Origin of the sequence: Massilia sp. PAMC28688 (assembly GCF_019443445.1) — a bacterium.
Lineage (GTDB): Bacteria > Pseudomonadota > Gammaproteobacteria > Burkholderiales > Burkholderiaceae_D > Telluria_A.
Map to the genome: position 1 here is coordinate 5031271 of NZ_CP080378.1, position 13655 is coordinate 5044925.

The window sequence follows — 13655 nt, forward strand, 5'->3', positions numbered from 1 at the left end:
CACTCTCGTTTTCTATCCATTACAGGAGTTAGCATGGCCATGACGGCAAAAGTGCTGATCGGTCTGATCGCCTTGATGCATGTGTACTTCCTTTTGCTGGAAACAGTATTGTTCAAAACGCGGGGGCGCCGTGTATTTGGCATTACCGCGGCCAATGCGGACATCCTGGCACCGGCCATGTCCAACCAGGGCTGCTACAACGGCTTCCTGGCGGTGGCGCTGATCATCGGACTGCTGCACCCGGACGCCAATGTGGCGCACAACTTCATCCTGTACGGACTGGGATGCGTGGCGGTGGCCGGCGTGTGGGGTGCCATGACGGTCAAGAGCATCATCCTGTTCTTCCAGACTGTCCCGGCCCTGCTGGCCCTTATGCTCTACAACATCGCGGCCATGTAAACACAAACGGTGCCGGCGCGAGCAGCGCTTCTGAACGTATCGTAGAATGAATCCACGATACTTCAGGAGCATGCATGACTTCACTTTTCGATCCGATTCGCGTCGGCGACCTCACTCTTCCCAACCGCATCATCATGGCGCCGCTCACGCGCGCGCGCGCCGTTGGCGGCGGCCGGGTGCCCAATGAACTGATGGCCCAGTACTACGTGCAGCGCGCCTCGGCCGGCATGATCCTGAGCGAAGCGACCGCTGTCACGCCAATGGGGGTGGGCTACGCCGACACGCCGGGAATCTGGTCCGGCGAACAGGTGCGGGGCTGGAGGCGCGTGACCGACGCCGTGCATGCGGCCGGCGGCACCATCTTGCTGCAGCTGTGGCACGTGGGCCGCATTTCCGACCCTGATTTTCTCGATGGCGCCCTGCCGGTGGCACCGAGCGCCATTGCGGCCAAAGGTCACGTCAGCCTGTTGCGTCCCATGCGTGATTATCCCGTGCCACGCGCGCTGGAACTCGATGAAATCGCCGGCGTGGTCGAGGCGTATCGCAAGGGCGCGGAGAACGCCAGGGAAGCGGGCTTCGACGGCGTGGAGATCCATGGCGCCAATGGCTACCTACTCGACCAGTTCCTGCAAGATGGCAGCAACAAGCGCAGTGACGCCTATGGCGGCCCGGTCGAAAACCGCGCGCGCCTGATGCTGGAAGTGACCGACGCCTGCATCGGCGTGTGGGGTGCGGGCCGCGTGGGCATGCACCTGGCGCCGCGTCGCGATGCTCACGACATGGGCGACTCCGATCCCAGGGCGACGTTCGGCTACGTTGCGCGCGAACTGGGCAAGCGCGGTATCGCCTTTATCTGCGCACGCGAGGGCATGGGCGACGACCGCCTGGGGCCATATCTGAAGCAGGAGTTCGGCGGCGTATACATCGCCAATGAGAAGCTCACCAAGGAAAGCGCGGAGCAGTTGCTGCAGGCGGGCGAAGCGGATGCGGTCGCCTTCGGCAAATGGTTCATCGCCAATCCCGATCTGCCGCGCCGGCTTGCCATCAACGCGCCCCTGAACGAAGCGCGGCCCGAGCGCTTCTATGGCCCGGATGCCGACGGGTACACGGACTATCCCGCGCTGTAGCCCTGGACCACATCCGATTTCTGGCAATGTTTGATCGTCAGAAATTGATTTTGCCCCGTCCAAGTGGTCTGACCCTGGCGTGGGGAAATTGATTTTGCCTCGTTTAAGTGGTCTGACCCTGGCGTAGGGAAATTGATTTTGCCCCGTTTAAGTGGTCTGACCCTGGCGTGGGGAAATTGTTTCTTGCGAGGGCGAGCTAGCTTGCGGTGCGGGCCAGATACTGCGCGTAGACGTCGTACATGCCGCCAAAGCCTTGCGCCATCGATGCATGGCCGGCCTTGAAGGTGTCGATCTCTGCCTGGCTGGCATTGAACGGCACCGATGTCAGGCGCATGACGGTCTGGCCGCCCTGCTCTTCCAGCGTGACGGTGTTGAGCACTTCCAGCGGCCAGTCCGGCACCATCGGGTAGCGAATGTAGTTGCCTGCATCGTCGGCAAAGCCGTTGTGAAAGACGATGCGCTCGACCGGTACCAGCTCCTGGTAGGTGAATTTGCCGTACATGTCCAGCCCCGGCCCAAAACCCATCCGGTAGTGAAAAACGCCTCCCGCGCGCGGCTCGTGCCTGATCACGCTGATGGTGCAGCCCTGCGGGCCCCACCATTGCTGCAGGTGTTCGGTCTGCGTCATGGTCGCGTAGACCCGCGCGCGCGGGGCGTCAAAGGTGCGGGTGATGGAAAACTCGACTGCGCTGTCAGCCTTGTTCATGCTCGCTCTCTCCGTTTGGTCTGATCCCCAACACTGGCGCAACCCACGCCCGCTGTCAAGACTTTGCGCGCCGCTCGCTGTAGCGGTCAACCAGATAGTCGCCGCGCTCGCGCACCAGCAGCGTGAATTTCATCAGCTCTTCCATCACGTCGACGACCCGGTCGTAATATGCCGACGGTTTCATGCGCCCCGCTTCGTCAAACTCTTCGTACGCCTTCGGTACCGATGACTGGTTGGGAATGGTCACCATGCGCATCCAGCGGCCCAGCAGGCGCAGGGTATTGACGGTATTGAATGATTGCGATCCGCCCGACACCTGCATCACGGCCAGCGTGCGCCCCTGGGTGGGCCGCATGGCCCCCACTTCCAGCGGAATCCAGTCAATCTGGTTCTTCATCACCGATGTGATGGCACCATGACGCTCGGGGCAGGACCAGACCTGCCCTTCCGACCATTGCGACAGCGCGCGCAGCTCGGCTACCTTGGGATGCGTGGCCGGCACGGTATCGGTGACGGGCAGTTCGCGCGGGTCAAAGGTGCGCACTTCAGCACCCATGCGAGTCAGGATGCGGCCTGCCTCTTCGGCCAGGAAGCGGCTGAACGAGCGCTCGCGCAGCGAACCATACAGGATAAGGATGCGCGGTGGATGGTCAAAGCGGACGGCCGGCTCCAGGCGGGCCAGCTCCGGGATCTGGAAATGGGCGTCCGACAGGTTCGGCGTCGTGTTGTCCATCAGCCTACCCGCTTGCCGCCGGCGTCGATCACGGCTTCGCCATCTTCTTTGGTGAACGCACCTTGGTGCGCCCCCGGCAGCAGGTCAAGCACCAGTTCCGACGGGCGGCACAGCCGCACGCCCAGTGGCGTGACCACGAACGGGCGATTGATGAGGATGGGATTGGCCACCATGGCGTCGAGCAGTGCGTCATCGCTCACGCCCGCCTTATCCAGGCCCAGCTCCGAAAACAGCGCTTCCTTGCTGCGCGCCGCTTCGCGCACGCTCAGGCCGGCGGCGGCAATCAGCGACGCCAGCACCTCGCGCGACGGTGGATGGGACAGGTATTCCACGACCACGGGTTCCTCGCCCGTGTTGCGGATAAGCCCCAGCGTATTGCGCGAGGTGCCGCAAGCCGGATTGTGATAAATGGTGATAGACATAACGCTTTCCTTCATGGTTGACCAGCGCCGCCCCGGCACCACCCAGGGCGACCGGTTCCCGCATGCTTTTCGTTAATTCGATAATAGTCGAAACGTCAAAATGGAGCAAGTCATTTTGCTTGTCGTGCCTGGCGCTCCCGCTATAGAATGCAGACGCAGATTTCCGTGGCACAAGTAATGCTGCGACTGCGCATCACTTTCGGAGTCCACATGAGTCACTATGAGCTGCGCGCAGCTTCCCTGCCCCGCCCCGGCCAGCGCCTGGCGCTCGGATTGCTGCAGCTCTTCGGCTGGCGCGTGCGCTACAAGCCGCTGCCCGGCCCGCACGGCGTGGCGATCGTCTATCCGCATACTTCCAACTGGGACTTCGTCATCGGCCTGCTCGGCAAATGGGCGCTCGGCCTGCCCTTTCGCTGGCTCGGCAAGGAGTCCTTGTTTGCAGGTCCCTGGGCCGGCATCATGCGCGCGTGGGGCGGCGTGGCGGTGGAGCGCAGCGCGGCCACCGGCGCGACCCAGCGCCTGGCAGAAAAAATGCACGCGTCAGACTGGTTCTGGCTGGCCCTGGCGCCGGAGGGCACGCGCAGCTACAAGCCGCACTGGCGCAGTGGCTTCTATCACCTGGCGCTGGCGGCCCGCGTGCCGGTGGTGCTGGTCTATTTTGATTACGGGCGCAAGGAACTGGGCGTGGTCGACGTGGTCCGGCTGACCGGCGACCAGCAAGCCGACATGGCCTCCATCGCCGCGGCCTACCAGGGCCGCACAGGCTTCCATCCGGAGCTGGCCTGCCCGGTCACCCTGGCCACCCCGCGCGCCGACAGTCCCGAGCAGCAGCGTTGAGGCGCGTGCCGTCAGAATTTCACGCCGGCGGCCAGGACCAGCAGGTCCTTGTCGCGCAGATTGCTGTAACGTCCGTCCCAGATCGGCAGGTAGCTTAGTTCGGCGATGTAGCGCTCGCGATAATCCATGCGCAGGGAAAGGTTCATGCTCTTGCGCCCTTCGCTGAGCAGGAAGTCGTGCGCCCACCCTTTCACGTCGTGGGTGAAGGCGGCAAAGGCATGCAGGTTCAGCCCGGGCCGCAACTGGCGCAGGCGGGCGTCGACGCGCAGCCGGTAGCCGTAGGCGCTGGGCGACACATAGCCATCAAAGCTGCACTGACGCGCAACCTCGCGCGAATTGGGCACGCACACGCCATGGATCGGCCCTGTCCCGAACTGGTCGGGCCGCCCGTAGCGCCGCACGGCGGGATCGGGCAGCGCCATGACATGCTTGCCGATGATATCCACGGCCGTGCTGACAGTGGCTGCGCCGGCCGTAGCCAGCGTGCGCTGCCACCCAAGCTGCAGCTGCACGGTGCGCCCGCGGTCATAACCGCGAAAGTAGGCACCGGGCGCGGTGGCCGTGGCGTCGGGCCGGATCAGCGATGGCGCACTGGTGCTGAGAAAGGCCGGCAGCACATCCCCGGGCGGCAGCTGCAAGGCCTGGTTCGGCCGGTAGGCCAGCTCCCCGCTCCAGCGCGTGCGGGCCAGCTGGTACGCCGCGCTGACCGCATACACCTTGACGTCGTCGGGATGCTCGGTGAAGAACGCCAGGTTCAGTCCATCCGGGTCGCCGGGAATGAAGCCAGGGCCAGTGCGCGTGGACTTGCGCACACCGGGAATCGGGGTGCGGTTGATGTAGCGCGCCGCGTACAGGCCCAGCTCCAGCGCCGGCGTCTTCCAGCTGATGGCGCCACCGTACTGCGGCCCGTCATTGGCACTCGGACTGGGAATGCGCTTGAGGAAGGCGCCCGCGGCCAGCCGCTCGCGGTCGGACAGGGCCATCGGCCCGGCAAAGGCCCGGTCGCAGCCCTGCGCCAGGTAATCGGTGGTGGTCCAGAAGGTGCCGCACATGTCCAGGGCCGAGGGCCGGAAGACGCTGCCGTAAAACGCTTCCACCGCCACTGTCCGCGTCACGCCGGCGCGCACGAACAGCATGGGCGCTGGCACGCGCAGCTGCTGGGGCGCGGCGCCGGCCCGCCGCAGCGCCGGCAGGTCGGCCCCGTTGATGGCACCGAGGCCGCCGCCGAACACGGCCTGTTCGCCCCATGGGAGCGACTGCTGGCCCGCCCGCACCATCCAGGCCCGCGCGCCGCCCGGCGCCGCATACTGGACAAAGGCGTCGCCCAGCGCCACGCCGGAAAAGCGCGACAGCCGTGCGGCGCCCGCGTCGCCAAGCGGGCGGCCCCCGATGTAATTGTTGGGATTGTTGCCCCAGGCCCGTGGCTGGTCTGCCAGTGCGAAGTCGTGCCAGGCCTTCAGGCGCACCAGCGCCGACCATGGGCCACGCGCCACTGACACGTCGGCAAACGCATGCACGGCGCGGGTGGTGGCATCGCCCCGGGCGAAATTAAGGTTGGCGTCGTCGGTGTTCTGGCCACTGTTGGCGTCACCCACCAAGCCGACTTGCGCCGCATTGAAGGACACCAGCAGCGAGGGATCGGCCGCTTCGGTGCGCACGGCGGCGCCGAACATGAGGCGGCCGCTGGCCTTGACAAGCATCGCCTGGGCCTGGCAACAGCCGGCCACCGGCAAGACCAGGGACAACACGGCCAGTTGCTGGCGAACAGGATGCGGGAACATACAGGCCTTCTCTCTTGTCTAACCGGTGTGATGCTAGTCGTCACTTTTCCGGCAGTCAATGCGGCCCGCATAAACCACTATTTACATCAGGGCGCGGGCTGGCCGTACAGTGCCTCGGCGCGCTGGAACAGGATCCACGAGGTGGCAATGTATTTGTCGCCACTGCGGGCAATGTGCCCTTTATGGGTGTGGGTAAAGCCGGCGGGGGCGATGATGAGCCTGCCCTGGCGCGCTTCGATCTTGCGCTTCTGGTAGAAGAACTCGGTTTCGCCCCCTTCTGCCACATCGTTCAGATAAAACTGGAACAGCAGTGCGCGGTGCAGGCTCTCGCAGCTGGGGTTCTGCGGATAAATCTCTGAATGCCAGTGATGGTAGCCGCCGCTGCTTTGCAGGTATTTCTGGACATTGATCAAGCCTGCGCGGTAAATGGTGCGCATCAGCTCACCGATGTAGGGAGTGCCGCATTCGTCAAAATTGTCGATCGACAGCTGCACCGGCTGGCCGGTCGCCGGATGCACCACCATGGGCGACATGGCCCCCACCAACAGCATGCGGTACTTGTTCATGTACGCGATCAGGCATTTCTCGACCGCTCCCATGAGCATATTCGATAAGTCATGCCATTCCTGGTGCTGGCTGATGGTCAGGTCGTAGCTGTCTTTCTTGCTGGTGTCCACGCCCTGCCCGGTCTTGCCGCGCACGACCTTGTTGCTGGCGTTAAAACGTTCAATCACTTGCGCGCACTGCGCCGGCGTCAGTGCGTTGTCGTAAATTTCAAGAAAGTCGTCCACCACCCGCTCCCATACGTGACTCTGAAGGCCGCTATATTACACACACCGCCGGCCGGCTTGCTGCATTTCACGCCGGCCTGATGCAACTGGCGCCACCGCGCAGCCGTTCGTCGCATGGTTTTCCACCGCCCCGGCATTGTCCTTACAGTAGCGCATCCCAACCACTTTCAGGAGTCCACGATGAAAACAATGCTTGCAGCCTTCGCCTTCTTGACCACCCAGCTGTGCAGCGCAGCCGAGCTGACGGTCCAGATCGATGATGTCAAGTCCGCAGACGGCATGCTGATGCTTGCCCTGTACGACGCCCAGAGTTTCCTGAAAAAGCCGGTCAAGGCGGCGCGCGCAGCGGCAGTGCCGGGCGGGACCACGGTCGTGTTCAAGGATTTGCCGGAAGGAGAGTATGCATTTGCCCTGTTCCACGACGCGAACGGGAACGGCAAGATGGACAAGAATCCGATCGGCATTCCCACCGAGGACTATGCCTTCAGCAATAATGCCCTGGGCACGATGGGGCCGCCGGGCTTTGACAAGGCCCGGATTGTCGTCACCGCAGCCGGCACCAGCACCCGGGTATCGCTGAAATAAGGAGGGGACCATGGACCGCCGTGCATTCCTGCATTCCACCAGCGCCCTGGCTGCGCTGTCTCTGGTACCGCGGGCAGCCATGGGCGACGCCCTGGCCTTGCGCCGCTTCCACGCCGCCCTGGAAGGCGACCCCGCCCTTGCCGTGTTCGCCAACACCACGGGCGACCAGTCGGGCAGCGCGCAAGTGCATGGCAAGCTGCCGGGCGACTTGCGCGGCGTGTTTTACCGCAACGGGCCGGGCCGCTTCGAACTCGGCGGCGAACGCTACCATCACTGGTTCGATGGCGATGGCTTTGCCCAGCGCTGGGAAATTGCAGACGGCCAGGTCAAGCATCGCGGCAAGTTCGTGCTCACTCAAAAGTTTGTCGACGAAACTGCAGCCGGGCAGTTTCTCTATCCCACCTTTGGCACCCATATAGCGCGCCGCGGCATCAAGGGCAACGACACCGTCAATGCCGCCAATACCAATTTGCTGCCCTTCAACGGCCGCGTGTATGCCCTGTGGGAAGGCGGATCGGCCACCGAGCTCGATCCCGTCACGCTGGCCACGGTCGGCATCAAGACCTGGTCGCCGGACATGAAGTCCATGCCTTTTTCGGCCCACCCCAAGGTGGAACCGGGTGGCGCCATGTGGAACTTTGGCACCATGCCGGGGTCTGACAAGCTCGTGATCTATCGCATCAGCGCCAGAGGCGTGCTGGAGGACACGCGCATCCTCTCCGTGCCTCAGCTGGCCATGGTGCACGATTTCGTCATCAGCGCCCGCCACCTGATCTTCCTGATTCCGCCCTATGACATGGTGCGCGGCGCGGGAAAGAGCTTTGCCGACATGCATCAGTGGGCCGGCGCGGCACGCCCGTTGCGCGCAGTCGTCGTGGACAAAGCGACGCTCGCCATACGCAAGACCTTCGAGCTGCCGCCCCATATGGTTTTTCACTTCGGAAATGCCTGGGACGATGGCGACTGTACTCGCCTGGACCTGGTCTTGCACCAGGGCGACGCCCTGCGCGATGTCAGCCGCATGATGCGCGGCGAGCAGCCCGCCCCCGGGCAGCAGCAGGGCTTTGCTGCCCAGCTGACGCTGGACCATCGCAGCGGCACGGCACGCATGGTGCACCTGTTGGCCAACTGTGAATTTCCGCGCGTGATGCCGCAGGTCGTCGGTACGCGCCACCGCAAGCTGGCATTGCTGAGCAGTTCCCGTCCGGATGGCGCTCGCCGCCTCGATACCGTCAACCTGATCGACACCAGCACTGGCCGGCGCGACAGCCATCGCTTCGGTCCGGGCTGGCAGGTGGAAGAGCACGTCCTGGTGGCGCGCCGCCACGGCCGCGGCGAAACCGACGCTTATCTGGTCGGCGTGGCCCAGGATACCCGGCGCGGGCACACGGTGCTGACCGTGTTTGACGCCAGACGCGTCAGCGATGGCCCGCTGGCACTTGCCAGACTGCCCTACCGTGCGCCACACTGCTTCCATGGAAATTTTCTCCCTGCATAATGCACGCTGAGACTGCCCCGCGCCGCCGCACTGCAAGCCATCCGCTGGACTTGCTGCCCCTGTTCCGGCGCTGGCCGCCGTCGCTGCTGCGCGATCTGATCTATACGGGCCTGTGGAATGCGCTGCTGGCCTTCCTGATCGTGCTGGCCAGCCGCTTTCTCAATGCTCGGCCCACCAGCTTCTGGCAGGACCTCTATCCGGCGCTGATCATCTCCAACATTGTCGGCTACCTGGTCCACGCCTGCCTGGTGGCGGGCGACCGCCTGCTCAATGGCTGGCCGCTGCGGGCGGGGCCGCTGGCAGTGCTGCTGTATTTTGTCGGCGTGGTCGGCATGTGCGCCATGATCGGCATTTCGCTGGGCACTGCCCTGATCAAGGGCGTCAGTCCCCTGCACTACCTGGCCAACCCCTCCAGCATGGCATCGCTGATGCGTTTTGCCGCGGTGGTGGCAGTGATCATGTTTATCATCTTCGTGGCCGGCGAACGGCGCATCGCGCGCGAAACGCTGGCCGCGCAGCAGCGCGAACAGATGGCCAATGCGGCCAAACTGATCGCCGAAGCGCGCCTGCGGGCGCTGCAGGCACAGATCGAGCCGCACTTCCTGTACAACACGCTGGCCAATGTGGTGGGCATGATCGACACGGAACCGGCGCAGGCGCGGCGCATGCTGGAGCGCTTCATCGACTACCTGCGGGCCTCACTCGCTGCCAGCCGGGCCGACAGCGCCACCCTTGGCTCGGAGCTGGACCTGGCTGCCGCTTACCTCGATGTCCTGGCCGTGCGCATGGGGCCGCGCCTGCGCTACCAGTTCGATGTCGGCGCCGGCCTGCGCTCGCTGCCGATGGCGCCCATGCTGCTGCAGCCGGTGATCGAAAACGCCGTCGCCCATGGACTTGAACCGATGGTCGAGGGCGGCCAGATCGTGGTCCGGGCCGAGCGCCGTGACGCCACGCTTGTCATCGAAGTGGCCGACAGCGGCGCCGGTCTGCACGATATCCCACCCAAGGCCGGCGGCGGCGTGGGACTTGGCAATCTGCGCGCGCGCCTGCGCAGTATGTACGGCAGCGGCGCTCAGGTACAATTGCTTGAAAACGCCACGCGCGGGATCACGGTCCGCATCGTCCTGCCGCTGCACGACGCCAACCTGCCTGCTGCCTGAGCCATCGCCACGCCATGCACCTTCGACCATTCACCCTGCCGTGCCTCCTGCCGTGCCTCCTGCTGCTCGCCGGCTGCGCCAGCACGCCGCCTGTCGGCCTGGAGCTCCAGGCGCGCCAGCTGATGCAGCGCGAACGCGTGCACGGGCTGGCGATGGCCATCATCGACCATGGCCGCATCACCAGCGTGCACGCCTGGGGCCAGCGTGACGTGGCACGTGGCCTGCCCTTGCAGACCGATACCATCATGTACGGCGCCTCGCTGACCAAGACTGCCTTTGCCTACATGGTGCTGCAGCTGGTTGACGAAGGGCTGCTCGACCTGGATGCCTCGATTGCCACGCTGCTGCCAAAGCCACTGCCGGCCTACCGCGCCAAGGACCACGATTACACCGACCTGGCCGGCGACGAGCGCTGGCGCGCCATCACGCCGCGCATGCTGCTCAATCACGCCAGCGGCTTTGCCAACTTCCGCTTCCTTGAACCGGACGGCAGGCTGCGCCTGCATTTTGCGCCCGGAACCCGCTATGCCTACTCCGGCGAAGGCATCCAGCTGCTGCAGGTGGTGCTCGAACAAGGGCTGGGCCTTGACGTTGGCAAGGAGATGCAGAGGCGGGTCTTCGACCGTTTCGGCATGCGCCGTACCAGCATGACGTGGCGGCCCGACTTTGCCGCCAACCTGGCGCACGGCTACACGGTGGACGGCAAACTGGAAGAGCACGACAAACGCAGCCGGGTACGGGCCGCCGGCTCCATGGACACCACCATTGCCGACCAGGCACGCCTGTGGGCGGGCATGGTACGCGGCGACGGCTTGTCGGCCCGCGCCCGCGCCGAGCTGGTGCGCGCGCAGCTGCCCATCACGTCGGCGCGCCAGTTCCCCACGCTGGCGCCGGGCGCCGGGATCTATCACCGGACGGTCGGCCTGGCGGCGGGCCTGGGCGTGGTGGTCTACCGCGACGCGCAGGGAAGCGCCTGGTTCAAGGGTGGGCATAACGACAGCACCGGCAATCTGGCAATTTGCCAGGAGTGGCGGCGGCGCTGCCTGGTCATGCTGGCCAACGACGTGCGCGCAGAGCGCATTTACCCGGAACTGGCGCGCCTGGTCCTGGGCGACACCAGGCAACCCTGGGCCTGGGAATACGGCCCGGCCACCCTGGCCAGGACGCCATGACCGTGCGCGCCGTCATTGCGGACGACGAAGCGCACCTGCTGGACTACCTGGCCGCGCGCCTGGCCGTGGTGTGGCCGGAACTGCGCATCGTCGGCAAGGCCGCCAATGGGCTGGACGCCCTGCGCATGATCGACGAACAGGCGCCTGATCTGGCCTTCCTCGATATCCAGATGCCGGGACTGACCGGCGTGGACCTGGCCGCCCGCCTGGCGCAGGACGGCCGTGCGCCGCACATCGTCTTCGTGACCGCGCACAATGAATACGCCGTGCAGGCATTTGAGCATGACGCCGCCGACTATCTGCTCAAGCCCGTGACCGACGAACGCCTGGCCAGGACCGTGGCGCGGCTGAAGACGGCGCTGTCGCAGCAGGCGCCGGCGCTGCCGGCCGATGCCTTGCGCTCCCTGCTGCAGCAACTGGCGCCGGCAGCGACGCCGCCGCCACCGCTGCAATGGATCCGCGCCGCCCACGGCGACGAAACGCGCCTGATCGCCATCGATGAAGTGATGTATTTCGAGAGCCAGGACAAATACACCTGCGTCTTTTTACAGGATGAAGAGTGCCTGATCCGCACTCCGCTGAGCAAACTGCGCGAGCAGCTTGACGAAGCGCGCTTCTGGCAGATTCACCGCAGCGTGATCGTCGCCGCCCGCCATATCGCCGGCACCCACACCGATTTCCGGGGCCGCCTCATGGTCAGGCTCAAGGGGCGCAGCGAACTGCTTACCGTCAGCCGCAATTACGTGGACCTGTTCCGCCAGATGTAGGCCGCAACGGCAACGCAGCGTCAGATGTGAATGTCGTCGTCGCTGCGCGCCAGCGTCTCGACCGCCTTGGCGGCGCTGAGGAACACCTGTCCATTAAGCCGGGCCGCCAGCTCGCTGCCGACAATGCGGTCCATGACCGGCCCCTTGACTTCGGCCAGGTGCATGCCGATCCCGCGCTGCCTGAGTGCCTCGTTCAATTCCAGCAGACCATACATGGCCGAGGTATCGATGGAGCTGACGGAAGTCATGACCAGCACCAGGTGGCGCGCCTGGGGATGCGCGGCGAGCTTGTCTTCGATGTGGACGTTGACCGCTTCGACGTTACCGAAAAAAAGATTGGCGTCGATGCGCAGCATCAGCAGTGAAGGAATGGTTTCGGCCGCGTAGCGCTCGACATTGCGGAAGTGCTCGGACCCCGGAATGCGTCCCAGCACCGCGATGTGCGGGCGGCTGGCGCGCCAGATCAGGTTCCCCATCGACAGGACCACGCCCAGCACCACGCCGGACTCGATGCCAAGCACAATCACACCGGCACAGGTGGCCACCAGCGCCAGCGCGTCGCTGCGGTCAAAGCGCCACGAGGTACGCAGCGTGGCCAGCTCCAGCATCCCCAGTACGGCCACGATGATGGTGGCGGCCAGCGTCGGCAGCGGCAGCAGCGCCAGCCAGCCGGTGGGCGCCACCAGGGCCACGGCCAGCAGGCCCGCGGTGATGATGCTCGCCAGCGGCGTATTGGCGCCGGCGGCAAAATTGACGGCCGAACGCGATATGCTGCCGGTCACCGGCATGCCGCCCGTCAGTGCGCTGCCCAGATTGGCCGCGCCCAGCCCGATCAGCTCGAAATTGGCGTGCAGCTTTTCCTGGCGCCGCAAGGCCAGCGTCTGGGCCGCCGACATGCTGACCAAAAAAATGACAAAGCCGATCAGCAGCGCCGGCTGCACCAGGCTTTTCCAGTGCGCCTGCGACAGCGCCAGGTTCAGGCTCGGCAAGCCGGCAGGCACCTCGCCCGTCACCCGCACCCCCGCGCCGGCCAGGTCAAAGAGAACCGTGATGATAATGCTCGCCACCACCACCAGCATGGGCGCCAGGCGCGCGCCCACGTCCGCGGCAGCGGCAGCCATGCCCAGCCTGCGCAGGAGCGGCGCCAGGTGCGTGCGCGCCAGCAGCAGGACGATCAGCGAACCCAGTCCCAGCATGGCGCTGGGCAGATGCGGCGCCTGCAAGCCGCTGCCACCGAGCAGCGCCTCCACCTGCCCCCACGCGATCAGCAGCGCCGCGCCGATGGTAAAGCCGCTCATGACGGGCCGCGAAAAGAAATTGGCGACAAAGCCGACCCGCAGCACGCCGCACACCAGCAGAAGCACGCCGCACATGAGCGCCAGCTGCGCGGCCAGCACCATGTACAGGCCAGTGCCCGGCTGCGCCAGTGGCGTCAGCGCGGCGGCGGTCATGAGCGAAGTGATGGCCATGGGACCGACCGACTGCGTCATGCTGGTGCCGAACAGCGCGTACAGCAAGGGCGGCACGATGCTGGCGTACAGGCCGACCACGGGTGGCAACCCGGCCACCAGGGCATAGGCCATGCCCTGCGGGAGAACCATCATGGCGACGATGATGCCGGCGCCGATGTCCCCGGCCAGCATCTGCCGGCGGTAGTGCCTTAACCAGTGGAGCATG

The 13655-nt window shown here is 65.3% G+C and carries 14 protein-coding genes; 8 read left to right on the forward strand and 6 right to left on the reverse strand.

Annotated elements, in window-relative coordinates; translation table 11 throughout:
• Positions 1 to 33 precede the first annotated feature (33 nt).
• On the forward strand, positions 34 to 399 hold the full coding sequence (locus tag KY495_RS22395) for a DUF1304 domain-containing protein (RefSeq protein ID WP_219881479.1): 366 nt from the start codon (positions 34 to 36) through the stop codon (positions 397 to 399).
• Positions 400 to 473: 74 nt separating this feature from the next.
• Positions 474 to 1526, forward strand: coding sequence for an alkene reductase (locus tag KY495_RS22400; RefSeq protein ID WP_219881480.1), 1053 nt, complete (start codon positions 474 to 476; stop codon positions 1524 to 1526).
• Between the two features lie 196 nt (positions 1527 to 1722).
• Here KY495_RS22400 and KY495_RS22405 read toward each other — a convergent pair whose 3' ends face one another.
• The 3 genes from KY495_RS22405 to arsC are packed head-to-tail and all read right to left on the reverse strand — an operon-like array spanning position 1723 to position 3387.
• On the reverse strand, positions 1723 to 2232 hold the full coding sequence (locus KY495_RS22405) for an SRPBCC domain-containing protein (protein ID WP_219881481.1): 510 nt from the start codon (positions 2230 to 2232) through the stop codon (positions 1723 to 1725).
• 55 nt (positions 2233 to 2287) lie between these two features.
• Positions 2288 to 2965: an arsenical resistance protein ArsH gene (gene arsH / locus KY495_RS22410; RefSeq protein ID WP_219881482.1), complete on the reverse strand. Its 678-nt coding sequence runs from the start codon at positions 2963 to 2965 to the stop codon at positions 2288 to 2290.
• Positions 2965 to 3387: an arsenate reductase (glutaredoxin) gene (gene arsC, locus KY495_RS22415; protein WP_219881483.1), complete on the reverse strand. Its 423-nt coding sequence runs from the start codon at positions 3385 to 3387 to the stop codon at positions 2965 to 2967. Before arsC ends, arsH begins: the two co-directional genes overlap by 1 nt.
• 210 nt (positions 3388 to 3597) lie before the next feature.
• Here arsC and KY495_RS22420 point away from each other — a divergent pair, with 210 nt between their 5' ends.
• Positions 3598 to 4224, forward strand: a complete 627-nt coding sequence (locus tag KY495_RS22420) for a 1-acyl-sn-glycerol-3-phosphate acyltransferase (protein WP_219881484.1) — start codon at positions 3598 to 3600, stop codon at positions 4222 to 4224.
• Positions 4225 to 4235: 11 nt separating this feature from the next.
• Here the strand turns inward: KY495_RS22420 and KY495_RS22425 are convergent, their stop codons facing one another.
• Both KY495_RS22425 and KY495_RS22430 read right to left on the reverse strand, forming a co-directional pair.
• Positions 4236 to 6005: a DUF1302 domain-containing protein gene (locus KY495_RS22425; RefSeq protein WP_219881485.1), complete on the reverse strand. Its 1770-nt coding sequence runs from the start codon at positions 6003 to 6005 to the stop codon at positions 4236 to 4238.
• Positions 6006 to 6091: 86 nt separating this feature from the next.
• On the reverse strand, positions 6092 to 6796 hold the full coding sequence (locus KY495_RS22430) for a 2OG-Fe(II) oxygenase (RefSeq protein WP_219881486.1): 705 nt from the start codon (positions 6794 to 6796) through the stop codon (positions 6092 to 6094).
• Positions 6797 to 6976: 180 nt separating this feature from the next.
• Between KY495_RS22430 and KY495_RS22435 the strand changes: the two genes are divergently transcribed.
• The 5 genes from KY495_RS22435 to KY495_RS22455 are packed head-to-tail and all read left to right on the forward strand — an operon-like array spanning position 6977 to position 11978.
• Positions 6977 to 7381: a DUF2141 domain-containing protein gene (locus tag KY495_RS22435; protein ID WP_219881487.1), complete on the forward strand. Its 405-nt coding sequence runs from the start codon at positions 6977 to 6979 to the stop codon at positions 7379 to 7381.
• A gap of 10 nt (positions 7382 to 7391) precedes the next feature.
• On the forward strand, positions 7392 to 8879 hold the full coding sequence (locus KY495_RS22440) for a carotenoid oxygenase family protein (protein WP_219881488.1): 1488 nt from the start codon (positions 7392 to 7394) through the stop codon (positions 8877 to 8879).
• Positions 8879 to 10039, forward strand: a complete 1161-nt coding sequence (locus KY495_RS22445) for a sensor histidine kinase (protein ID WP_219881489.1) — start codon at positions 8879 to 8881, stop codon at positions 10037 to 10039. Before KY495_RS22440 ends, KY495_RS22445 begins: the two co-directional genes overlap by 1 nt.
• Positions 10040 to 10053: 14 nt before the next feature.
• Entirely contained in the window at positions 10054 to 11211 is a 1158-nt protein-coding gene (locus KY495_RS22450; protein ID WP_219881490.1) for a serine hydrolase, read from the forward strand.
• A complete protein-coding gene (locus KY495_RS22455) occupies positions 11208 to 11978 on the forward strand; it encodes a LytTR family DNA-binding domain-containing protein (RefSeq protein ID WP_219881491.1) in 771 nt (256 codons plus the stop codon). The genes KY495_RS22450 and KY495_RS22455 overlap by 4 nt, the downstream gene beginning before the upstream one ends.
• Positions 11979 to 11998: 20 nt before the next feature.
• On the opposite strand, the gene KY495_RS22460 is transcribed toward KY495_RS22455, so the two are convergent.
• The gene (locus tag KY495_RS22460) at positions 11999 to 13654 is read right to left on the reverse strand and encodes a SulP family inorganic anion transporter (protein ID WP_219881492.1); all 1656 of its coding nucleotides are present in this window, start codon (positions 13652 to 13654) and stop codon (positions 11999 to 12001) included.
• Position 13655: the final 1 nt, after the last annotated feature.